The 21831-nt window shown below is 67.9% G+C and carries 19 protein-coding genes; 12 read left to right on the top strand and 7 right to left on the bottom strand.

Annotation, left to right across the window (positions count from 1 at the left end):
* Positions 1-3: 3 nt before the first annotated feature.
* Complete coding sequence (locus LC438_RS12060; RefSeq protein WP_105672486.1) at positions 4-447, bottom strand: GtrA family protein; 444 nt, start codon at positions 445-447, stop codon at positions 4-6.
* Between the two features lie 103 nt (positions 448-550).
* On the opposite strand from LC438_RS12060, the gene glf reads away from it, so the two are divergent.
* Complete coding sequence (glf, locus tag LC438_RS12055; RefSeq protein ID WP_223586702.1) at positions 551-1699, top strand: UDP-galactopyranose mutase; 1149 nt, start codon at positions 551-553, stop codon at positions 1697-1699.
* 59 nt (positions 1700-1758) lie between these two features.
* Here glf and LC438_RS12050 read toward each other — a convergent pair whose 3' ends face one another.
* Positions 1759-3753: a glycosyltransferase gene (locus LC438_RS12050; RefSeq protein ID WP_181155795.1), complete on the bottom strand. Its 1995-nt coding sequence runs from the start codon at positions 3751-3753 to the stop codon at positions 1759-1761.
* A gap of 226 nt (positions 3754-3979) precedes the next feature.
* On the opposite strand from LC438_RS12050, the gene LC438_RS12045 reads away from it, so the two are divergent.
* From LC438_RS12045 to LC438_RS12035, 3 genes are all read left to right on the top strand, one after another.
* Positions 3980-4798 (top strand): ABC transporter permease, encoded by an 819-nt coding sequence (locus tag LC438_RS12045; RefSeq protein WP_105672483.1) that lies wholly within the window; start codon positions 3980-3982, stop codon positions 4796-4798.
* Positions 4798-5544 carry an ABC transporter ATP-binding protein gene (locus tag LC438_RS12040; RefSeq protein WP_105672482.1) on the top strand — a complete coding sequence of 249 codons (747 nt, stop codon included), beginning with the start codon at positions 4798-4800 and terminating at the stop codon, positions 5542-5544. The genes LC438_RS12045 and LC438_RS12040 overlap by 1 nt, the downstream gene beginning before the upstream one ends.
* Before the next feature lie 87 nt (positions 5545-5631).
* On the top strand, positions 5632-7377 hold the full coding sequence (locus LC438_RS12035; protein WP_223586701.1) for a DUF6798 domain-containing protein: 1746 nt from the start codon (positions 5632-5634) through the stop codon (positions 7375-7377).
* 192 nt (positions 7378-7569) lie between these two features.
* On the opposite strand, the gene LC438_RS12030 is transcribed toward LC438_RS12035, so the two are convergent.
* The 4 genes from LC438_RS12030 to LC438_RS12015 form a co-directional block, all read right to left on the bottom strand.
* Positions 7570-8157, bottom strand: coding sequence for a hypothetical protein (locus LC438_RS12030; RefSeq protein ID WP_223586700.1), 588 nt, complete (start codon positions 8155-8157; stop codon positions 7570-7572).
* Between the two features lie 2 nt (positions 8158-8159).
* A complete protein-coding gene (locus tag LC438_RS12025) occupies positions 8160-9116 on the bottom strand; it encodes a glycosyltransferase family 2 protein (RefSeq protein ID WP_105672480.1) in 957 nt (318 codons plus the stop codon).
* 98 nt (positions 9117-9214) lie between these two features.
* Positions 9215-10495 (bottom strand): O-antigen ligase family protein, encoded by a 1281-nt coding sequence (locus tag LC438_RS12020; protein ID WP_223586699.1) that lies wholly within the window; start codon positions 10493-10495, stop codon positions 9215-9217.
* Positions 10496-10509: 14 nt separating this feature from the next.
* Positions 10510-11925 carry an O-antigen ligase gene (locus tag LC438_RS12015; protein ID WP_105672478.1) on the bottom strand — a complete coding sequence of 472 codons (1416 nt, stop codon included), beginning with the start codon at positions 11923-11925 and terminating at the stop codon, positions 10510-10512.
* A gap of 88 nt (positions 11926-12013) precedes the next feature.
* On the opposite strand from LC438_RS12015, the gene manA reads away from it, so the two are divergent.
* The 4 genes from manA (at position 12014) to LC438_RS11995 (ending at position 18116) form a co-directional block, all read left to right on the top strand.
* A complete protein-coding gene (gene manA / locus LC438_RS12010; protein WP_223586698.1) occupies positions 12014-13141 on the top strand; it encodes a mannose-6-phosphate isomerase, class I in 1128 nt (375 codons plus the stop codon).
* A gap of 144 nt (positions 13142-13285) precedes the next feature.
* Positions 13286-13603: a WhiB family transcriptional regulator gene (locus tag LC438_RS18535; protein ID WP_105672476.1), complete on the top strand. Its 318-nt coding sequence runs from the start codon at positions 13286-13288 to the stop codon at positions 13601-13603.
* 86 nt (positions 13604-13689) lie between these two features.
* A complete protein-coding gene (locus tag LC438_RS12000; protein WP_223586697.1) occupies positions 13690-16734 on the top strand; it encodes a glycosyltransferase in 3045 nt (1014 codons plus the stop codon).
* Entirely contained in the window at positions 16731-18116 is a 1386-nt protein-coding gene (locus LC438_RS11995; protein WP_223586696.1) for a DUF5719 family protein, read from the top strand. Before LC438_RS12000 ends, LC438_RS11995 begins: the two co-directional genes overlap by 4 nt.
* 9 nt (positions 18117-18125) lie before the next feature.
* Here the strand turns inward: LC438_RS11995 and LC438_RS11990 are convergent, their stop codons facing one another.
* Positions 18126-18554 (bottom strand): hypothetical protein, encoded by a 429-nt coding sequence (locus LC438_RS11990; protein ID WP_223586695.1) that lies wholly within the window; start codon positions 18552-18554, stop codon positions 18126-18128.
* Between the two features lie 80 nt (positions 18555-18634).
* Here LC438_RS11990 and LC438_RS11985 point away from each other — a divergent pair, with 80 nt between their 5' ends.
* From LC438_RS11985 to LC438_RS11970, 4 genes are all read left to right on the top strand, one after another.
* Positions 18635-18841: a DUF3499 family protein gene (locus tag LC438_RS11985; protein ID WP_105672472.1), complete on the top strand. Its 207-nt coding sequence runs from the start codon at positions 18635-18637 to the stop codon at positions 18839-18841.
* A gap of 62 nt (positions 18842-18903) precedes the next feature.
* Entirely contained in the window at positions 18904-19848 is a 945-nt protein-coding gene (locus LC438_RS11980; RefSeq protein ID WP_223586694.1) for an efflux RND transporter periplasmic adaptor subunit, read from the top strand.
* Positions 19845-20603 carry an ABC transporter ATP-binding protein gene (locus LC438_RS11975; RefSeq protein ID WP_223586693.1) on the top strand — a complete coding sequence of 253 codons (759 nt, stop codon included), beginning with the start codon at positions 19845-19847 and terminating at the stop codon, positions 20601-20603. The genes LC438_RS11980 and LC438_RS11975 overlap by 4 nt, the downstream gene beginning before the upstream one ends.
* Positions 20600-21814 (top strand): ABC transporter permease, encoded by a 1215-nt coding sequence (locus tag LC438_RS11970; protein WP_105672469.1) that lies wholly within the window; start codon positions 20600-20602, stop codon positions 21812-21814. Before LC438_RS11975 ends, LC438_RS11970 begins: the two co-directional genes overlap by 4 nt.
* The last annotated feature ends 17 nt before the right edge of the window (positions 21815-21831 follow it).

The following is a 21831-nucleotide window of genomic DNA, read 5'->3' as shown; positions in this document are numbered from 1 at the left end:
TGACTAACCCTTGTCCTTCTTCGGGGCGAAAACCCAGTGGCGGTAAACGAAGTAATTCCAGATCGTCGTCGCCACGACGGCCGCGACCTTGCCGATGATCCAGGGCAGGCCGAGGACGCTGCCGAACCAGACGATCGCGGTCGTCGCGAGCGTGTTGAAGATCACCAGGACCGTGTAACGGAACACGCTCGGCGCTACGGAGCTGTCCGAGGAGAAGGCGAACTTGCGTTGCAGCGTGTACGTGACCGCGAAGCTCAAGAGGAAGGCGACTGCGGTGCTGACTGCAAGATCGATGCCGATCGCGTCGTGGAGGAGCCAGAGCAGCCCCGCGTCGAAGAGGAAGGCGAGCCCTCCCATTGTCAGATAGCGGACTGGGCCGAGTGCCCATAGCCGTGCGATCAGCGAGCGCGACGGAGACGTTGAGGTGGTGGACACAATGTCAATCATGCCAGGGAAAGCTCTACGAGCCTCTCAGGAGCGGACAGTGCGGCGTCGCCTAGTATGGAGCGGGCCCGCGCACAGACCGATGCGGATCCAGAAAGTGCGTCCAATGGATCTCCTCGTCGTAGGCTCCGGCTTCTTCGGCCTCACCATCGCAGAGCGGGCGGCGAATGCCGGCCGCAAGGTCACGGTCATCGACCGTCGCCACCACATCGGGGGCAACGCCTACAGTGAGGCCGATCCGGAGACAGGGATCGAGGTTCACCGATACGGAGCCCACCTCTTCCACACGTCGAACCCCGCCGTCTGGGAGTATGTCAACCGCTTCACCTCCTTCACGAACTACGTGCACCGGGTCTACACGACGCACAAGGGCACCGTGTTCCCGATGCCGGTGAACCTCGGAACGATCAACCAGTTCTTCCAGTCCGCATATACGCCTGACCAGGCCCGTGCGCTCGTCCGAGAGCAGGCGGGGGAGTTCGATGCGCGGACCGCGACGAACTTCGAGGAGAAGGGCATCGCCCTCGTCGGCCGCCCGCTGTTCGAGGCGTTCTTCCGCGACTACACGGCCAAGCAGTGGCAGACCGACCCGCAGAAGCTCTCCGGCGACATCATCAGCCGGCTTCCGGTGCGGTACACGTACGACAACCGCTACTTCAACGACACCTGGGAGGGACTGCCGACCGACGGCTACACCGCCTGGCTCGAGCGGATGGCCGACCATCCCAACATCGAGGTGAAGCTGGACGTCGACTACTTCGATGGGTCGCAGCCGCTGAACAGGAAGGCGACCGTCGGCCAGCTCCCGGTCGTCTACACCGGACCGGTGGACCGCTACTTCGACTATGCCGAGGGTGCGCTCAGCTGGCGCACTCTCGACTTCGAGCGGGAGGTCCTGAACGTGCGCGATTTCCAGGGCACAAGCGTCATGAACTATCCCGACATGGATGTGCCGTACACCCGCATCCACGAGTTCAAGCACTTCCATCCGGAGCGCAGGGCCGTCTTCGACTCGGACAAGACGGTCATCATGCGGGAGTTCTCTCGCTTCGCCGAGCGCGAGGACGAGCCGTACTACCCCGTGAACACCTCCAGCGATCGTGAGGGGCTGCTGGCTTACCGGGAGCTGGCCAAGGGCGAGAAGGACGTTCACTTCGGCGGACGTCTCGGCACATATCAGTACCTCGACATGCACATGGCGATCGGCTCTGCACTGTCACTTTGGAACAACGCGCTCCGAGGCGGCACGCGCTGACCGGAGCGTTTCTCCGCACGACGAGGACGGGCTCGATGAGAGCCCGTCCTCGTCGTGCGTCACGGGACCTCGATCTCCTCGTCGTCGTGCTCAGGCCGCGTCGACGGGACCCAGTCTTCGTTGCAGTAGTCGTCCTTGTAGACCGCCAGTCGGGTGAAGCCGATGAACGACTGCCACGCGTCCGAGAGACGGAAACGACTCGTTCCCGTCTCATGCCTGTTGCTGAGCTCGACGGGGACTTCGTGGACGACGATGCCCTGCTGCTCGGCTGCGAGTACGAGCTCCGTGGTCCACATGAGACCGCTTTCGCGGGAGAGATGAGCGAATTCACGACCCCACACGCCGTCGACCCAGAGCGTCCCCTGACTGTCGCCAACGCGCGACTGGAGGAGCGCAGCGCGAAGGAATCGGAAGATGCGCGATTGGATCGTCCGTAGGCGGCTCCGGGCGACGCGTGATTCGGGGTGGGCTTTCGACCCGATCGCCACCGCCGCTTCTGCTGGCAGCCTGGTGAACTCGTCGAGGTCGGTGAACCCGAACGGAAGATCGTCAGCCGTGAGAAGGAGCCGCGAGCCGATGCTCGTCTCCGCGCCTTTTCGCAGGGCCTCTCCGAGACCGGGTTCCGAGTGGGTGATGATGACGCTCGAGGGGTATCGCCACTCGCTCTCAATGCGGGTCAGGAGCTCGGTGGTTCCGTCTGTCGAGCCGTTCTCGACGACGATGATCTCATCTTCCGCGGTGAGTCTTCCCCCGAGGGCGTTCATCGTCTCTTCCAGGACGTCCACGCCGTTCCGGGTCGGTACGACGACGCTGAGACCGGAGGGCGGCATCAACGGCGAGGGCGAAGCACCCTCGTTGCGACGGCGTCCGCTGAGGCGCGTCCGCTCAAGCGAGCGGACGTGCGAGGGCATGGACGTGATCGACCAGACGATCGCGCCCAGAGCGACCGAGGCGAGCATTCCCAGCGTTGCCGAGAGCTGTGAGAACCCGTACAGGGTGGGAGGGCTCTCGATCGAGGCGACGAAGCCGAGCAGGAGCGACGGCAACAGGATCCAGGATGCTGCGGCGAGTGCTCGCCGCTGAGGTGCGCGCCGCGTGAGGGCGAGCACGAGGCCGATGAGGATGAAGCTGATCATCGCGCCGAAGTGCTTGATCACGAAGAGCGCACGCCTGAAGTACTCGTCAAAGGAATCCGCCGGGCTGCCGTCGCCCACGGGGAATGCGGCGGCGACGCCGCTCGGCTGCGTGAAGCCTCCGAGGAGCGCCCACAACATGAGGTACACGGCGACACCTATGAGGAGGGAGGCGAGTGCACCTCCGATCGATCGCCAGGCTCGTGTCCGACGGGGCGCGCGCCGCCACCACAGTGCCGACACCGCAACGGCGACCGCGAGCCCGGCGTACCAGTCGAAGAGCGCGAGGAAGCCTGCGAAGGCGCCGATTGCGACTGTGGCGATGAGCTGATGCGGGGTGCGGAGAGGGACAGTGCTGAGCAGCACGAGCATGGACAGGGCGAGGAACGTGAGCGAGGCGGGCAGGCCGAACAGAGCGGGGACGCGCAGGGCGGAGCTCTCGTCTGCGAGCCCGTACTGCGTTCCCACGAGGATCGTGCCGGAATTGAGCAACCAGACCAGCGGCGGAAGCATGATCAAGGCGTACCCGGCGCGCGCACGCCGGAAGATGCGGGCGACACAGAGCGGAAGCCACAGCATCGGGATCGCGACTGCGGCGGCTTGCGCGACTCCGAGTGCCGCGTACGGCGAGGAAGCGGATGCTCCGAAGAAGACGGCCACGAGCACGCTGCCGACGCCGGTGGCGTGAGACGTCGTCGTCCACACGGGAAGCGCGCCGGTCTCACTGAACGCTGCGAGTGCATCACGCAGCTGCGCGTCAGCGGCCGGCGCCCACGGCAGTGGCGGCATGTTCACCACCACGAGAAAGGAGAACACGGCCAGAACGATGCCGACGAGAAGGAGGAACAGGGTCGTCGACCTCGGCCACATCGTGTCGGCCTGAGGCGCGGCGCTGTGAGCGACCGGGGTGCTGCGAGTCATTGAGTCCATCCGATGTGCGTTTTGTCTCAGCTTACGGGAGGTCGCTCGTGAGCCGTTGGCACCACGGGCATCCCCGCCGACCCCGGTGACGTGAGCCGTGCAAGCTGTTCCGAGCGATGACCGGTAGCCTGGCTTCGAGATTGCCGCGACCCGTTCGCGTTCGGCGGCCATCTGAGGTGTTCGCGGGTATCGAGGGATGCTCACCCAAGCGAGGGACTGAGGCAGCATGAGCAGGGCCATGACCGGGGCGCCGGGGACTCCTCGGCGATACATGCACTCGTTGTGGCTTCTGTCCGCTCGAGATCTCAAAGTCCGCTACTCGACCAGTCTTCTGGGCTACCTATGGTCGGTGCTGGATCCGCTGGTGATGAGCGCGATCTACTGGTTCGTGTTCACGCAGGTCTTCCATCGAGATGTTGGCGAGGAGCCGTACATCGTCTTCCTCATCAGCGCGTTGCTGCCATGGGTGTGGTTCAACGCTTCCGTCTCCGACTTCACGCGTGCGTTCAAGAAAGATGCGCGACTCGTCAGATCGACCGCGATACCCAGGTCGATCTGGGTCAATCGCATCGTGCTCAGCAAGGGTATGGAATACCTGTTCTCCCTTCCGGTCCTCGTCGTCTTCATCGTCGCGAACCTGATCTTCGAGAAGGAGCCGGCGCAGGTCGTGCAGATCGGATGGGGGATTCTGTGGATGCCCGTGGCAATGATTCTGCAGACGATCCTCCTCGTAGGACTCGGACTCCTGGTCGCGCCGCTGTGCGTGCTCTACGTGGACCTCGAACGCACGACCGCGCTGGTGCTTCGCGCGATGTTCTATGCGACGCCGATCATCTACAACGTCACCGACCTTCCGGGCGTCGCGCAGACTCTGGGCGCCTTCAACCCCCTTGCCGGCATCTTGATGTTGTACCGGATGCCGTTCTTCCCCGAGCAGTGGAACCCGTTCGCGTTGAGTGTGAGCGTGGTCATGAGCGTGGCGATCCTGGGCCTCGGCGCGTGGGTGTTCCGCGCGCTCGAGCGTCCGGTCCTGAAGGAGCTGTGATGTCGACTGCCATTGAAGTCGAGGGTCTGGGCGTGCGCTTTCGTCGGAACAGGCGGGGGAGGCGCAGCTTCAAAGACATGTTCGCCGGGGCGTCGAGGCGTTCTCTTCCGGGCGAGTTCTGGGCGCTGAGGAGAGTGTCCTTCACGGTGGCGAAGGGAGAGTCGATCGGCGTCGTCGGTCGCAACGGCCAAGGCAAATCGACGCTTCTGCGCCTCGTTGCAGGTGTTCTCCTCCCCGATGAAGGGACTGTCCGCGTCAATGGCGGGGTCGCGCCCCTCATCGAGATCACCGGGGGCTTCGTCGGAGACCTCACGGTGCGCGAGAACGTGCGGCTCACCGCGGGGCTTCACGGCATGTCGCGGGAGGAGGTCTCTCGGCGTTACGACGAGATCATCGGATTCGCGGAGCTCGCGGGCTTCGAGGAGACTCCCTACAAGCACCTTTCGAACGGGATGAAGGTGCGCCTGGCGTTCTCGGTGGTCTCGCAGCTTGATGAGCCAATCCTGCTCGTGGACGAAGTCCTCGCCGTCGGCGACAAGTCCTTCCGCGACAAGTGCTATCGGCGCATCGACGAGCTTCTCGCAGACGGGCGCACGCTGTTCTTCGTCAGCCACAACGAACGTGATCTGCGCCGGTTCTGCACTCGAGGGCTCTACCTGGACAAGGGAGCGCTCGTCCTCGATGGGCCGATCTCCGAGGTCCTCGGGCGATACAACTCGGACAGCGCCAATCGTTCCTCACAGTAGCTACGCGCGAGGATTGGGTAGGCTCTTCACGGCGCGTGAGTCCGACGTCGTCGAACACACATGAGCAAGTTTGGAAGAACCACGGCGATGCAGAACGAGAACGTTGAGACGGCCGAGACGCACGGACAAGTCTCTCGGAGGGCATACTTCCTCCGGAGGTACGGTCTAATCGGGCTTCTCACTGTGATCTTGGGGACGCTGGAGATCTGGAGCAACATCGGGAACGGCTACACAGCCGGGTGGGGCGATCATTTCGTCCTGTCACCGGAGGGAATCAGCTGGGCACACCCTGGTGCGTTCGCGAATGACTGGTTCATGGAGGCGGCGCCCCAACCGCACTGGTTCTTCGATTTCATCACGTTCGCCGGTGAGTCCCTCGGCGTGCTCTCTGCCGTCTACGCGCTGTACTGGGCGTGCGGGCTCCTCGCGTTCGCGACGGCCACGACGATGCTTGCCTTCAGATTCGCACCGTCCGCACCATGGAGCGTCGGTATCGGCGTGACCCTCTTCGCAGGCATGTCCTCGTGGATGGTCGGTGGTACCGGGTCGCCCGTTATCGCGGTCGCGCTCCCCGCTGTGCTGTCCGGCAACCTGATCTATCTGCTCATCGCCTGCTTCCTCACGCAGCGCCGCGTTCTCGCGATGGTGATCGCTCCGCTCATCGCCGTCGTACATGTGCAGCAGGGATCGATCGCTGCAGTGCTGTTGGTCGGAGCGCTCGTCGCATACCTCATCACCGAGCGCCGCATCGACTGGAGATTGGCGGGAGCTCTCGGCCTGACCGGAGCCGCCGTGGCTTTCGGGCTGATCATTCGGCCGGTCGCTTCGAACCTCAAGGACTTCGTCAAGATCTGCGACCAGATCATCCCCTACCACTGCTCGGCTCATCTGTGGGGGTGGCAGGATCAGCTCTCTGCGCTGGGTCTCGTGGTTCTGTGCGTGCTCACCGTCACGCTGATGCCCCCCAAGCAGGTTCCGCTCTGGCTCGCCACGGTGGGGTTGGCAGCACTCGGCTACACGCTGGGGTTCATCGCCGACGCTCTCCGCATCCCCTTCTTCGGGGAACTCGCGCAGGGGGTCAACGTCTATCGTCTTGGTGCGGTCCTGCTCCCGTTCGCACTCTGGGGGGCCTTCGTGCCCTTTATCGGACGGATGTCACGACGTACATCATTGCCCATCCTGTTCGTCTGGCTCTTCGGCTTCGGGGCTCTGATTCTCGGGATCGGGTGGCCAGGCAACCTCAAGGTCCGCCTCGTCCTGTTCGGGCTGGTCGCGCTCGGTGTCGTGGCATGGGCCATGATTCAGCGGCGAAGTGGCCGTCACTCGCATTCGAACATCGTCTCGTTGTCTGCACTGTCTTTCGGCGTCCTCCTCGTCCTCGCAAATGCCCTCAACGGCGGCATGACCGTCCGCACCCCTCAGTTCGCGTTCATCTCGGATCCCAACCTCCGCACGTGGGGCGAGAACGTTCGAGACGCCGTGCCGACAGGGGAGATCATCATCGCGTCCCCGCGGACGGAATGGGTGAAGCTCGTCACGCAGCGCGCGGTTGTCGTGGATTGCAAGGATGTGCCCTACGGCGGCGAGGCGTGGACGCAGTGGAACGATCGTTTGGACGATCTCGGGGGCTGGCAGCAGTGCGTTGGTCCACTCCTGTATGACGCGATGTCTGCGGAAGAGCTCGTCGCTGCCGCAGACAAGTACGGGTCAGACTTCATCTCCATTTCCGCGAGCGTGCCCGAAGAGGTACCTGGTGACCTCGAGGATCTGGGGTGGCGGCCTGTCGTAGAGCCGGTCGGCGCCTCGGGAACAACGATCTATCAGCGCGGGTAGTACCGTTTCTGCGCTTCGCCACCTCGCGGGACGCTTCGTCGGTTCGGAATCGTCGTCAGAGGCGAGGCGGAGAGACCCACAGGGCGAGCGTGCGACGCGCCTCAACCCGAGGCGAAGAGGTCATGCGCGAGTCCATGCGAGGGCCAGAGACGCGGTGATCGGCCTCACCGCGTCGTATGGTCTGTGTGCGGCTCAGAGGCCGACGAGCGCAACGAGAGAGTTTGCCGCGCTGCGTGCATCATCGACCGCTCCGGACGTAGCGCCGCCCGAGACGACCGCGGTGCGGAGAGCGGCGAGCTTCTGCACATAGGCGTCGACGCCGTCGCGCCATGACTGCTCGATGGATGAAGGTGCTTGCGCATCCGACAGTCGCTGCCCGTCCTCCTGGAGAGTGTCGATCACGGACAGGGCATCCTGTCCGCCTGCTTGGGCGATGATATCGAGACCGCGCCCTGCATCTCCGAGCCAGCCGCCGACTTGCTGCCGGAACGCGTCGACGGTCGGATCCGCCGTGGGAGGCGTGCTCACGGGAGGGATCGAGGGAGAAGACGTCGGCGAGGACGAAAGAATCGGAGTCTCGGCAGACGACGGAGTGGGAGAGGAGGTCGCACTCGCACCAGGCGAAGGGGTCTCGCCGCGGGGGAGGAGGAAGAACAGCAGAACGCCGACGATCAGCAGAGCGGCGACCACGAGGCCGATCACGAGCCACACGCGTCCCTTGCGGGACGGCTTGGGCGGGATCGGCGCCCAGCGGAGCTCGGGCTGCGGTTCTTCGCTCATCGTCATGCCTCCAGTGGCGCCATGGGCTGCCAGGAGCGATCGCGGCTGAGCCGGCCGCCCTCCTTCAGCCCGCGGAAGAGGTTGCTGGTTCCGCGCACCGTGCGCTCGACGAAGAAGAGCCGGATGAGCTCCTTCGCGAACGTCATCGACGTGCCGAGACCGAAGAGTACCGGGTTGTAGTTGCCGTGCACGCGGTAGTACTTCTTGATGTACGCGCGGTTGCGCATGATGTAAAAGCGGTACGCGTTGCTCGAGGCGTTCATGTGGCGGATGCCCATGTCCCACTGCTTGATCTCGCGGGTGCGGCGCAGGACGAACTCGTCGACGATGACGGCAGTGGTCTTGCGGGAAGCGAGCCAGCCGTACATCTGGTCATCCCAGTAGATGAAGAACCGGGGGTCGGGGAGTCCGATCTGCGTCACGATCGAACGGTGGATGAACATGCCCTCGAAGCAGCCGCTGTTCATCTCCTTGAAGCCGGAGCCGTCGAATCCGGAGGGTGCGAACGGGATAGGGATGCCCATCCGCTCGGCGATGCGGTACTGCCAGTAGAACTCGCTGCCGTCGTAGTCGTAGCGGCGTCCCTGGATGCTCTTGAACCGAGGTGCCCACTTGCCCATCTTCGCCAGGCCGTCCGGCAGGACCTCGACGTCGTCATCCATCATCCAGATCCATTCGGACCCGAGTTCGTACGCGGTGCGCATGCCCTCGCTGAATCCGCCGGATCCGCCGGTGTTGGTGTCGAGGCGGCGATAGACCAGTTCGGTGCCCAGCCGCGGACGGAAGGAGTCGACGACCTCGGTGGTGTCATCGGATGAGGCGTTGTCGATGATCACGACGTGGCCGGGCTTCGGATCCATCGTGATGATGCTCTCGAGCAGGCCGGTGAGGAGGTGCGAGCGGTTGAACGTGACGATGACGATCGTCGCGGATGCCGGGTCGAAGGGGACGTTGGTCACGAGTGGGATCTCCGAAAGCTTTCGGCCCGCAGGACGCCGCGAGCGATCTCAAGCCTACCCGGCGCAGTTCAGAATCCCCCGAGGGCGCGGCGGGGCACTCAGCCCTCGGCGCGCAGGGTGGGGATCACGCCGGTCTGGGCGGCGTCGATGTTCTCTCGCCAGGAGCGCGACTGCCCGGCGCGCAGCGCGCACAGGACGAGCATGAACCAGCCGGCCCCGACGATCGTGAAGCTCTCGAACATGGACTCGACCGCCAGAGTCACGAGCATGAGGGGCGTCCAGGCGTACACGACCGAACGACGCACGCTGGCCACGAGCCAGGAGCGCACCAGGGCGACTCCGCCGAGCAGCAGGAACAGCACCAGACCTGCGGCGCCGAGCTGCAGCAGCACATCGAAGTAGGAGTTGAGGGCGCTCTGGTGGTGGTCGTCGAGCTGGAAGTTGATGTAGGTGAAGGGGTACTCGCCGCGTGCCCAGGAGCCGAACCAGCCCCAGCCCTGGATCGGCTTCACCGCGCTGAAGTCGAGGATCGTGTTCCACAGCGTCGCCCTGATGGAGAAGTCGGAGCCGGCGTCCATCAGCGCGATGATCGGATGCCGCAGCGCGAACGCGGCGGCGAGCGCCAGCGCGACGAGGACGCCGAGCACCCACTGCACGATGTTGCGTCGCTCTGCGGGGGCGTGCCGCACGATCGTGAGCGCGACGGTGACGACGCCGACGGCGAGGGCGAGGACCAGCACGGTGGGGGAGGCCGAGAGGATGGCCAGCACGGCGGCGAGTGCGATGGAGGGGATCGCGATGCGGGAGGTGAGGGATTGGGAGCGCCATTCGATCACGAAGGTGATCAGAGCGATGACCGTGACGAAGCCCAGCATGTTGCGGCTGCCGAAGATGCCCTGCACCGGACCGCCGCTGGCGAGGTCGCCCTGGATGCCGAGGAAAGTGAACGGGATGTCGAGGAGGACCCCCGACAGGATCTCCAGCCCGAGCGAGATGAGCAGCAGCACGCGCAGCGTGTCGCCGAGTGCCCGCACGGTCTGCAGGGTGTCCCGGATGTGCCCGACCGTGATGGCGAGGAAGCCGTATCCGAACAGCGCCATCCAGCCGAACAGCGTGTCGGACCGGTCGGTGGTCCAGAGGACGCTGACGAGCGCCCAGGCGAGGAAGACGAGAAGGGAGGTGGGGGCGAGTCGCAGCAGCGACAGCTCCTCTCTCCGCACCCAGAGGATGGCCGCGCCGATCGCGCACAGCACGGCGAGGATCGTCGCCTGGGTCACCGGCGACGACATCCGCTCGATCGTGAACGCCGAGAACACGGCGGCGAGCACCGCGATCGTGAAGGCCCTGGCCATCTCGGCGGAGGTGAGCAGCCGCCTCATGCGCTGACCCGGCGTCACGGCACCCGCCGGCGCCGCTCGCCCCGCTCGATCACGTGCTCCCGCTCGCCGATGCCGACGAGCGGCGTGGTCTTGATCTTGAACGACAGCAGGATGAGCAGCATCCACCCCCAGAGCATGATCGGGGTCGACTCGGTGAGGCCCTGCACGAGCAGCGCGACGGTGAGCAGGCTCGGCAGCAGCGTCAGCGGAGAGTACTCGCGGTCGGACGCGAGATCCCACCGCGGGCGGTCGATCGCGAAGAACCAGGAGCGCCAGAGCAGGCTGAGGAACGCGATCGCCACGAGGACGAGACCGACGACGCCGAGCTGCATGAACACGTCGAGCCACATGTTGTGGGCGTGGAACACGGTGATGTCGTGGTCTTCGATCCACCCCGCGAATGCGGGATCGGTGGGGAGCCAGGGGCTCGAGAAACCGTTGCCGAAGACCGGATGCTCGGACGCGCGCTCGATGACGGCGGTCCAGATCTTGTTCGAGCGTCCGGTGAGGTCGGAGTCGCGGCCGAGGAGGGCGAGCAGGGGCTTCTGGAGGAACCAGACCGCGGCCGCCGCGATGGCCCCGCCGCCGAGGAAGACCACGTAGAGCCGGGTGCGGGCGCCGGGGGACTTCGCGCGACGCATCAGAAGCGCGACGACGAGGACGACGGCTGCGGCAGCGGCGCAGGCGAACGCCGTCGCCGACGAGGCGCGGAGCAGGAAGAACGCGGCCAGCAGCATCCACAGCGCGAGCGTGGTGCGCCAGCGGGCCCGGGCGGCGAACAGGACGCCGAAGGTGAGCAGGGCGAACAGGCTGATGATTCCCAGCAGGTTCGCGTTGCCGACGATGCCCTGGAGGCGCCCGCCGTCGAAGAGGTTGCCGCGCACCCAGTACCACTGCGGGTCGAGCTTGCCCTCCGGCAGGTCGGCGAAGTTGGGGAGAAGCGGAGCCTTGACGACCAGCGACACCCAGAGCTCCAGGAGGAGCGAAAGCCCGAGGATCCACTTGAAGGCGGACGCCATCGCGCGGATGATCTCGCGCCAGGTCAGGACATGGGCGATGAAGAGGGCGTTCACCGTCACCGTGGCGAGCAGGACCCAGGTGATCGCCGTCGCGAAGGGCCAGCGCGACCACGCGAGCGAGGCCAGTGCGAGCACGGTGTAGCCGATCGCGGACCACGGGAGCCGTCGCCAGGCGAACGTCTGCGGGCGATTCCTCGCGAGCATCGGGATGCCGATCGCGAGCGTCGCGACGAGGAACACGCCCAGCGTGATGCCCGCTCCCTCCATGCCGAGGAGGTTGTACACCGCGGAGTGCGCGAAGGTCGCGAACATCACGAGGATGATGTAGCCGCGCAGCAGGAGATGCCCCGTCGACTCGCGCTCTGGCGCGGTGGGCGGGGCGGAGATCGGGTGCTTCGTGTACTGCGCCATCGCGTTCAGGCTACCGCGCCGGGCTGGACTCTCACCTGAGCGCGGCGTCCTTTCTCGCGAGCGGCATCCGTGGCTCTACGCTGGGGGCATGCTGCTGAGCCTGTCGAACACGCCCCGCGACTACGCCTGGGGATCCCGTACTCTCCTCGCCGCTCTCGAAGGCCGTGATCCCGCAGCGGGTCCCGAGGCCGAGGTGTGGTTCGGCGACCACCCCGGCGACCCTGCTGACGTGGCAGGCGGAGGGACGCTCGACGCCGTGACCGGCGGCTCGCTGCCCTATCTGCTGAAACTGCTGGCCGCGGCTTCGCCGCTGTCGATCCAGGTGCACCCCACGATCGCGCAGGCGCAGGCGGGGTGGGCGAGGGAAGCCGGGATGGATGCCGCCGACCCGCGACGCAACTACCGCGACGACAACCACAAGCCGGAGCTGATCGTCGCGCTGAGCGAGCGTTTCGAGTCGCTGAGCGGGCTGCGTCCCGTGGGCGACACGCTGCGGCTGCTCGCGCTGCTCGGCGACGGCCCAGGCGTCGCCGCGCTTCGGGATCGGCTCCTCGCCGAGGGGGACGTGCTGCGCGACGCGATCGGATGGCTGCTGTCGGGTGACGCGCGCACCGAAGTGGACGAGATCATCGCTGCGGTGCGCCACGCCGCCGCGACGAGCACGGGGGAGTGGGCCGAGGGACTGCGTGCGATCGCCGGTATCGCCGACAGCTACCCCGGTGACCCCGGTGTGGTCGTCGCACTGCTGATGAATCACGTCGTGCTGTCCAGGGGCGAGGGTCTCTTCCTGAGAGCGGGGCTCCTGCACGCGTACGTCTCGGGCCTCGGCGTCGAGATCATGGCCGCGAGCGACAACGTCCTGCGCGGCGGCCTCACGCCCAAGCACATCGACGTCGCCGAGCTGCTGTCCATCCTCGACACGACGCCGGGGGAGGTGCCGGTTCTTCGTCCCGCATCCGACGGAACGATCACCGACTACCCGGTCGACGTGCCGGACTTCGCCCTGCGTCGTGTCGTGCTGAGCGGAACCCCGGTGCGCGTCGAGGTGTCGGGTCCGACGATGGTGCTCGCGACCGGCGGTCGGGTGTCGGCGAGCACGGCGGACGGGGAGAGCGTCGACGTCGCCGTCGGCGCCGTGGCATTCGCAGGCATCGAGGAGACCGCCCTGACGATCTCGGGCGATGGTGAGGCCTTCATCGCGACCCCCGGGCGCTGATCGCGACACGCCGATGCGCCGTCAAGAACCTTCAAGATCTGATTGAGGGTTTACCATCCGCGACTTGACCGCAGCGAATGACACGGGTGTAATTAGTTGAGCACGGCCCGCCGGGGGGCGGAGACAAGGGTTGGAGGGATCGACATGACGGGATACCGTTCCGAGGTACCGGAGAACTGGTTCGTCGACCCGGTCAACCTCGGAGTTCCAGGGGTTCGCAGTGTCCAGGCTGACGACGACAACGCCCTCGCCTGGCAGAGCGACGCACTGTGCGCGCAGACCGACCCGGAGGCGTTCTTCCCCGAGAAGGGCGGATCCACGCGTGACGCGAAGAGGATCTGCACCTCCTGCGACGTCCGCGGCGAGTGCCTCGAGTACGCGCTCAACAACGATGAGCGCTTCGGCATCTGGGGCGGACTCTCCGAGCGCGAGCGCCGGAAGCTCAAGCGCCGCGCCAGCTGATCCACCGCATCGCGCATCACCGCTTCGCGGGCGCGCCGCACCCGCTGCTCCAGCCGCCCCTTGTGCGCGCTTAGGCTGACGACGTCATGCCAGCCCGAGTACACGCCATCATCGTCGCGCGCCCCGGATCATCGGCCCGTGCCCAACTGCTCCGCACCCTGGACGCACTGCGCGCTCAGTCGACCCCGCCCGCGGCGATCACGCTCGTCGTGTGCGGTGATGCCGGATCCATCCGCCAGAGCGAGGTCGTCGCGGCCACGGTCGAGGGGATCATCGCAGCCCGCAGCGGCACGTCGTTCGCCGACGCCGTCGAGCTCGCACGTCCTCGTGTACTGGAGGGCAGCGCGATCTGGCTGCTCGCTCAGGACACCGCGCCTCACCCCCGTGCGCTCGAACGCCTCGTCGGCAGTCTCGAGCGCTCGCCGTCGGCGGCGATCATCGCGCCGAAACTGGTGCAGACCGACGACGATCGGGAGATCGTCTCGCTCGGCGTGAGCATGACCGCCCTCGGGCGCTCCGTGGAACTCGCCGCGGGCGAGCTGGATCAGGGGCAGCACGACGGCAGGGACGATGCGCTGGGGGCCGACATCCGCGGCATCCTGATCCGCGGGGAGGTGCGCGACGCCCTCCGGCCGGATCGCGCGCTCGCAGGGGCGGACGAAGGCCTCGACCTCGGCGTGCGCGCGCGTCTCGGCGGGGGCCGTGTCGTCCTCACGCCCTCCGCGCGCATCGCCGTCTCACCCGACGGTCCTGCCGCGCTGCCTGCAGGGGGCGCCCGTCGTGCGTACGCGACCAGGACGGCCCAGCTGCATCGGCGTCTCGCCTACGCGCCGGCGATCGCGCTCCCGCTCCACTGGCTGACCCTGCTTCCTCTCGCTCTCTGGCGGTCGATCACCCATCTCATCGGAAAACGCCCTGAGGCCGTGGCTCCGGAATGGGGAGCAGCGCTGACCGCGATGTTCCGCTTCGGCGCCGTCAGCCGCTCGCGGCGCGGCATCCGCTCCTTCCGCACATCGAGCTGGGCGAGCGTCGCCCCTCTCCGCGTCACCCGTGGCGACCTCCGGCGCAGGCTGGACGACGGCCACGGAAGCGAGGGCGGCGCGGTCAGCGAACTCCGCTTCTTCTCGGGTGGTGGGGCCTGGGCCGTGCTCGCAGCTCTCGTGGTGAGCATCGCGACGTTCACGACCCTCCTCGCCTGGCCCGTGCTGGGCGGCGGCGCTCTGCTGCCCTTGCGCACGACGGTCGCGGCGCTGTGGGCGGATGCGGCGTGGGGCCTGCGCGGCGTCGGCGTCGATCTGATCGGACCGGCGGATCCGTTCGCGGCCGTCGTCGCCGTCCTCGGCTCCCTGTGGCCGGCCGGACCGTCCTTCTCGCTCGTGCTGCTGTGGATCCTCGCTCTGCCGCTCGCCGTCCTCGGCGGCTGGTTCGCGGCCACCCGGGTGACGGATCGCTCCGGGCTGCGGATCTTCGCCGGCGTCGTCTGGGCGCTCGCGCCCACCTTCCTCGCCGCGCTCATGGACGGGCGTCCCACCGGCGTCCTGGTCCACCTGCTGCTTCCCTGGCTCTTCCACTCCGCCGTCGTCGCGCACCGCTCCTGGGGAGCAGCCGGCGCGGCATCCCTCCTCTTCGCAGCGGTCGCCGCCTGCTCGCCCTCTCTCGCCCCGGCCCTGCTCCTGCTCTGGGTGGTCGCGATCGGCATCACCCTCGGCGGCGCACGCATCCGGGGCGCGGTGCGGCTGCTCTGGCTGCCGGTGCCCGCGATCGCACTGTTCGCGCCGATCGTCATCTGGCAGCTCCGGCACGGCAGCATCCTCGCTCTCCTCGGCGATCCCGGTCAGATCTGGGTGGGTCCGCAGGCCGGCGCCGACGCCGCAGGGCGCCTCGCCCTCGCCACCGGCTTCCCCACGGCATCGTTCGGAGACTGGACCGCCGTGGTGGGAACGCCGCTGGGCACATGGGCGGGCGTCCTGCTCGCCCCGCTCGCGCTCCTGGCGCTCGCCTCGGCCGTGGCACCGCGATGGCGGGCCGGGATCACGCTGCTCGTCGTCTCGCTGGCGGGGCTCGCGACCGCGTTCCTGGCCGTCGGCATCGCCGTCTCCTTCGCCCAGGGGACTCCCGTCGCGATCTGGCCCGGGGCCGGACTCAGCCTCGCCTGGATCGGCCTGACCGGGGCCGCTCTCGTCACGCTCGACACCATGCTCACGATGCCCCGCGTGCGCGTCGTCGCCGCGGTCGTCTCCGCCCTCGCCGTCCTCGTCTGCGCTGTGCCGTCGCTGCTCTCGTTCCACGGCGAAAAGCCGGTGCTCACCGACGGTCCCTCCTCGACGCTCCCCGCATATGTGGCGGCGCAGGCGGAGGGCGAGAAGCCGGTCGGAACGCTCGTCCTCACCCCGCAGAACGACGGAGGTCTCGCGGCGGAGGTCGCCTGGGGCGTCAGCGAGACGCTCGGAGCGCAGAGCACGATGCTGACGACAGCGACCGACATCCGCGGAACGGACATCACCACGCTCTCCGTCGATCTGCTCTCGGCGCGTGATTTCGACGCCGCGGGGAAGCTCGGAGAACTCGGGATCGGCTACGTCCTCCTCGCGAAGGTCGCGGAAGGGGAGGGGGATCGGGCGCTCACGCTTCGCACGTCGGCGGTCACCGCCCTCGACCAGCGGGCGGGCTTCGTGCAGGCCGGCAACACCGCGCGCGGAGTGCTCTGGCACCTCGAAGCGGATGCCGCCGATCGGGCCGAGCTCTCCGCGAGCGAGCACGCGACGGCGCGCCTCGTCACGACGGTGCAACTGGTGCTGGTCTTCGCCGCGCTGCTGCTCTCCATCCCCACGCGCTCCTCCCGCCGCGCGGCCCGTGCGCAGTCGCGCATCGTGGGACGCACGCCGGACGAGCCGATGGTTCTGCCGCGACACGCGGAGGACAGGGAGTTCGAAGACGCCCACCCCGTGGGCGACGTCGCACCCGATGAGCGCGCGACTCAGGATCCGGATCCGGCCGATGAGCCGCAGTCGACGGAAGCCGGTGCAGAGACGGCGCCGACGGATGCCGGTGACGAGCCGGAGCAGGACGAGCCGGAGCCGGACGCGCCGCTGGTGCGGGATCGCACCGAGACGCCGGAGGAGGAACGATGAGCGGCAACCGGACGATCCGCGTGGTGGCGACGAGTGCCCGCCTTCTCACAGGGGCCGCGGTGGCCGTGGCCTGCGTGGCCGGGGTGGTCGTGGCGATCACCGCGCCCTGGCCGTCGGTGTCCTCCCGACCCGCGCAGGCGGAGGTGACGCCGCTGCCCGGCGACACCGTGCTCGTCTGCAACGGCGACTTCCGCGCGCTCGGGCGTGACACATCCGATCCGCTCCGCATGGACTCCGCGGCGAGCCCCCGCTTCACCATGGAGGGCACCGAGGGCGAACCGGAGATCGGCTCGCTGACCGCGGGAGACCTCGCGGGCGCCGGTGAGGTGCGCCGTCTGACCGGGGCCGTCGAAGGGCGGAAGGCGCCGCTCATCGGCGCGACGGAGTCGGTGACGCTCCAGGCGGAGGACCTCTCCGGATTCGCGGCGGCGCCGTGCCGCGAGGCGAGCACGGAGTCCTGGCTCATCGGCGGGGCCGTCGTGACGGGCGCCGAGGACCTCGTCGTTCTGACGAACCCCGGTGCGGTGCCCTCCACCGTGACCCTCACCGTGTACGGGACCACGCGCACGTCGACGACGTCGATCGTCCCCGCAGGCGCCCAGATCGCGCTTCCGCTCGCGGCGATCGCCGGCGGCACCGCTGCTCCCGTGGTCAATGTCACGGCCACCGGGTCTCCGGTCCGTGCGGTGCTGCAGTCGTCGCTCATGCAGACTCTCGACCCCGTCGGCGTGGATCTCCAGGACGCGGTCTCCGCCCCGCAGCAGCATCCGGTGATCCCCGGGGTGCAGATCTTCCAGAACGAGGGCGACGACAGCTCCGCCAACATGCTGCGGCTCTTCTCGCCGGAGTCCGAGACCCAGGCCACCGTCACGATCCGTGCGGTCGGCGACGTCGAGGCATCGGCGGTGTTCCAGATGGACATCCCCGCAGGGGTCGCGACCGATGTCGGGCTCCCCGACCTCGACCCGGGCCTCTACACCGTGCAGGTCGACGCGGAGTCCGCGGTCCTGGCCGGTGTGCGCGTGCAGGACGGTGCAGGTCCTGGCAGCGACTTCGCCTGGGCGATGCCCGCACCGGAGTTCACCGGTGAGACTCTCGTCGCCGTGCCGTCGGGCCCTGCCGCAGTCCTCGTCCTCACGAATGACGAGGCCGAGGACGTGCAGGTCACCGTCGGCCCGGTGGGCGGAGGCGGAGGGGAGGAGCAGGTGACCGTGCCCGCTGGCTCTTCGGCGTCGGTCGATGTGACCGACGGCACCGTCTACTCGGTTCGCAGCGCGGCGCCCGTGCACGCGTCGGTCTCCATGACCGGTGACGGAGCGCTGGCGGTCTGGCCCGTGTGGCCTCCTGCGGGGGCGGAGAAGAGCGTCGTCGTCTACCCCTGAGCCGCGTGCTCAGTGGTCGTGGCCGAGGTCCCAGGGCTCGCGGCCGACGTACTCCGCCGCTGCACGGAACACGGCGCCTTCTATGGCCATGCGCCGATGGGCTGCGTCGTCGTGACCGGGCGGCAGCAGCCGCTCGATCGGCAATCGGAACAGAACGATGCGCCGGTTGTCGCGGTCGAGGTACCAGCGGGGCACCTCGTCTCCCGATTCGTACAGCGGCATGGCGCCGATCTCGAAGCGCACGTCCTGCAGTTCGGTCCACGTGCCGCGCAGGAACTCCACTGCCGTGCCGACGGTGAGGTCGAACCGGTCGATCCGCCCGTCGAGCGGGGCGAGGGGAGGTCGGACCACCTCACTGCGGCCGAGGCGGCCGTGTCGGCCGTGACGGGCGCCCCTCCGCGGAGCGGCGGAGGCGCGATCGGCGCGACGACGGGGCATGTTCAGAAGTCTAGGCGGTGTGCCTCCGCATGCGGCGCGGCATCCCCCGACCGGCGTCCGCCGGACGTAGCCTGGCGGTGATGGACGGAAGACTCTGCTCGAAGGTCGGCTGCGCTCGCGAGGCCGTGGCGACGCTCACCTACGACTACGGCGATCAGATGGCGGCTCTGGGGCCGCTCGGCATCGCGCACCACGCCAACGCCCACGACCTGTGCGCGCCGCACGCCGACAGGCTGTCGGTCCCCGCAGGCTGGCTCGTCGTGAGGCACGAGGCTCTTCGCGCCTGAACATTTCTCTATACCCGGAAACTATTTTCTGGTTATGCTGACTCCGGGCGCGCCATGGTGGCGTGGCCGGAAAGGCAGCCGTGATCGTCTGGCGTCGCTGGATCTTCCCTCTCCTTCTCGTCATCGTGCTCGGCGCGACTGCCGTGGCGCTCGTGAAGATCGCGTTCTTCCCTGACCAGACCGTGGCGGCGGTCGTACCCGAGGCGGCGATCACCGATCCGGTCATCGCGGTCGAACGGGGATCCGTCGTCAACGAGCTCTCGCTCAGCGGCAACGTCGCGCGCGACGACGCGTTCACCGTGCGCAGCGAGATCACCGGGGCCGTCGCCGCGGTGCACGTCGGCGAGGGCGCGACGGTCGCCGCCGGTCAGAAGCTCTTCACGATCACGCAGGACGATCCGAAGAAGGACATCGACGTCCTCGCGCCAGAGGCGGGCGAGATCTCCGAGATCGCGCTCGTGAAGGGGCAGCCCACCAGCGTGGGGACCGAGATCTACAAGATGACCCCGGCCCGGTATCACCTGCTCGCCACCGTCGAGCCCGTGCAGCTCTACCGGCTCGTGAACGCGCCGACCGAGGCATCCGTCACGATCACCGGAGGACCCGCGCCCTTCACCTGCACCGGAGTGCGGGTCGAAGTGAGCCCAGAGGGCACGGCGAGCGTGCGATGCGCGATCCCGACCGATCAGGTCGTGTTCGCCGGGCTTCCGGCCACGCTCGATCTCGCACTCGGGAAGGTCGAGGACGCCCTCGTGATCCCGGTGACGGCGGTGCAGGGCGGAGCGGGCAGCGGCAACGTGTGGGTGGATGCCGGAGACGGCGCCGACCCCGAGGAGCGCGCCGTCACGCTCGGCGTCAACGACGGCACCATCGTCGAGGTGGTCTCGGGTCTCGATGAGGGGGAGTCGATCAGGCAGTTCGTCCCCGGCTTCGTCGCCCCCGTGCAGGAGAACTGCTACGAGGTCGCACCAGGGGTGGAGCAGTGCGACAGCGGGACGAACTGGTGACCCTCGTCAGGCTCGACGACGTCACCAAGAGCGTGACGCTCGCCGACGACTCGACGCTCGAGATCCTGCGCGGAATCAGCCTCGAGGTCGGGGCGGGCGATCACGTCTCGATCGTCGGGCGCTCCGGCTCGGGGAAGTCGACCCTCCTGAACATCCTCGGGATGCTGGACGCCCCGACCACGGGAACGGTCGCCTTCGAGGGCACGGAGGTCCGGCGCATGCGGGCGGGAAGGCTCGACCGGCTGCGCGGGAACAACGTCGGCTTCGTGTTCCAGCAGTTCAACCTGCTCCCGGGGCGGACGGCGCTCGACAACGTGATGATGCCGCTCGGGCACGCACGCGGCCAACTGTTCTGGAATCGCCGACGGATCGCGGCCGACATGCTCGAGCGCGTCGGGCTCGGGCATCGCACCGGACAGATCGCCGACCGGCTCTCCGGCGGCGAGCAGCAGCGGGTGGCGATCGCCAGGGCGCTGGTGCGCAGGCCCGTGCTGATCCTCGCGGACGAGCCCACCGGCGCGCTCGACATCGACACCGGGGCATCCGTCATGGCACTTCTCGACGAGGTCGCCACCGAGACGGATGCCGCGCTCGTGACGATCACGCACGATCTCCACGTCGCCGCACGCGCGCGGCGGCACTATCGACTCGATGCCGGACGCCTGGAGACGGCCGACCTCAGCCTCGCCTTCGAGGCGTCGACGCTCGCGGCGTCCGTGCCGTCATCCGCCTCCGAACCGGAGGAGGCATCGTGACCGGCATCCTCGGTGCTCTGGCCGACGCCTGGGCGGAGATCAGGGTTCACAAGCTGCGGGTGCTGCTCAGCCTGATCGGCATCGCCGTCTCGGTCGCGGCGCTCACCGCGGTCTTCGCGTTCTCGGAATATCAGCGCCAGTATCAGACGGAGCAGTCGGACAGATCCGGTGGGCGCGCAGCGACCCTGGTCGTCAGCCAGATGAGCGAGGACGGCGCACCCGTCGACCTGGACGCCTTCGACGCACGCGTCGCCGGCGCCGCCGCGCGGTTCGACTTCAGTCACGCGGCGAGGGTCGTGCAGGGGCTCAGCGTGCCCGTGGCGCTGCCCGACGGCATCGTCGACGTGTACGCACGGCTGTACGACCCCGTGTACCCGCAGATCCACCGAGAGGAGCTGCTCGACGGGCGCTGGCTCGCCGACGCGGACGTCGAGGCACTCGCGCCGCCGGTGATCATCACGGAGGCCCTGTGGGAGAGGATCGGCAGGGTTCCCCTGGCACAGCATCCGACGCTGTCGCTCGCGGGTCCGGCCGGCGGCGCCTACCAGGTGGTCGGTGTCGTCCCGCGTCAGGGATACATGGACGACTCGCTGCGGGTGGACCTCCTCTTCGACTCCTACCGGGCGAGGGTCGACGCCCTCCCGGAAGGCGCCCAGGTGCAGTACGAGGTGTGGGTCTCGCAGAGCAGGGTCGACGAGATCGCGCCGGTGTTCGCGATGGATCTGCGGGCCGGTCTCCCCGAGGGGCAGACCATCACGGTGATCCGATCGGACTGGGCCGCGCAGCCGGGGAACGTGAACGCGATGGCGACGTTCGAGATGGTCGTCGGAGGCATCGCCGGGGTCATCCTCGCGCTCGGCGCCCTGAGCCTGATCAACATCCAGCTCGTCGCCATGCGGCAGCGCGTGCGTGAGATCGGGGTGCGCAGGGCGTTCGGGGCGACCTCGGGGCGGGTGTTCGTCTCGGTGCTGCTCGAGAGCCTGGTCGCCACGACGGTCGCCGGAGTGATCGGGATCGCGATCGTCGTGGCCGTCCTGCGATCGGACTGGGTGGTCACCTCGATGTTCTACGGGATCCAGGACATCCCGCCCTTCCCGATGCGCGCGGCCATGATCGGCCTGATCGCCTCGGTCGCGGTCGGCGCCGTGGCCGGATTCATCCCGGCGATCGTCGCGCTGCGGGTGAAGGTCATCGACGCGATCCGGTTCTGACGGGATGACAGAATAGG

It is taken from the genome of Microbacterium sp. OVT16B (assembly GCF_019969705.1).
GTDB lineage: Bacteria > Actinomycetota > Actinomycetes > Actinomycetales > Microbacteriaceae > Microbacterium > Microbacterium natoriense.
This window is presented reverse-complemented; position numbering and strand designations above follow the sequence as displayed.

Excerpts from the sequence above, each read along its gene's own strand:
- LC438_RS12060 (WP_105672486.1), bottom strand. The coding sequence starts at position 447 with ATGATTGACATTGTGTCCACCACCTCAACGTCTCCGTCGCGCTCGCTG.
- glf (WP_223586702.1), top strand. The coding sequence starts at position 551 with ATGGATCTCCTCGTCGTAGGCTCCGGCTTCTTCGGCCTCACCATCGCA.
- LC438_RS12050 (WP_181155795.1), bottom strand. The coding sequence starts at position 3,753 with ATGACTCGCAGCACCCCGGTCGCTCACAGCGCCGCGCCTCAGGCCGAC.
- LC438_RS12045 (WP_105672483.1), top strand. The coding sequence starts at position 3,980 with ATGAGCAGGGCCATGACCGGGGCGCCGGGGACTCCTCGGCGATACATG.
- LC438_RS12040 (WP_105672482.1), top strand. The coding sequence starts at position 4,798 with ATGTCGACTGCCATTGAAGTCGAGGGTCTGGGCGTGCGCTTTCGTCGG.
- LC438_RS12035 (WP_223586701.1), top strand. The coding sequence starts at position 5,632 with ATGCAGAACGAGAACGTTGAGACGGCCGAGACGCACGGACAAGTCTCT.
- LC438_RS12030 (WP_223586700.1), bottom strand. The coding sequence starts at position 8,157 with ATGAGCGAAGAACCGCAGCCCGAGCTCCGCTGGGCGCCGATCCCGCCC.
- LC438_RS12020 (WP_223586699.1), bottom strand. The coding sequence starts at position 10,495 with ATGAGGCGGCTGCTCACCTCCGCCGAGATGGCCAGGGCCTTCACGATC.
- LC438_RS12015 (WP_105672478.1), bottom strand. The coding sequence starts at position 11,925 with ATGGCGCAGTACACGAAGCACCCGATCTCCGCCCCGCCCACCGCGCCA.
- manA (WP_223586698.1), top strand. The coding sequence starts at position 12,014 with ATGCTGCTGAGCCTGTCGAACACGCCCCGCGACTACGCCTGGGGATCC.
- LC438_RS18535 (WP_105672476.1), top strand. The coding sequence starts at position 13,286 with ATGACGGGATACCGTTCCGAGGTACCGGAGAACTGGTTCGTCGACCCG.
- LC438_RS12000 (WP_223586697.1), top strand. The coding sequence starts at position 13,690 with ATGCCAGCCCGAGTACACGCCATCATCGTCGCGCGCCCCGGATCATCG.
- LC438_RS11995 (WP_223586696.1), top strand. The coding sequence starts at position 16,731 with ATGAGCGGCAACCGGACGATCCGCGTGGTGGCGACGAGTGCCCGCCTT.
- LC438_RS11990 (WP_223586695.1), bottom strand. The coding sequence starts at position 18,554 with ATGCCCCGTCGTCGCGCCGATCGCGCCTCCGCCGCTCCGCGGAGGGGC.
- LC438_RS11985 (WP_105672472.1), top strand. The coding sequence starts at position 18,635 with ATGGACGGAAGACTCTGCTCGAAGGTCGGCTGCGCTCGCGAGGCCGTG.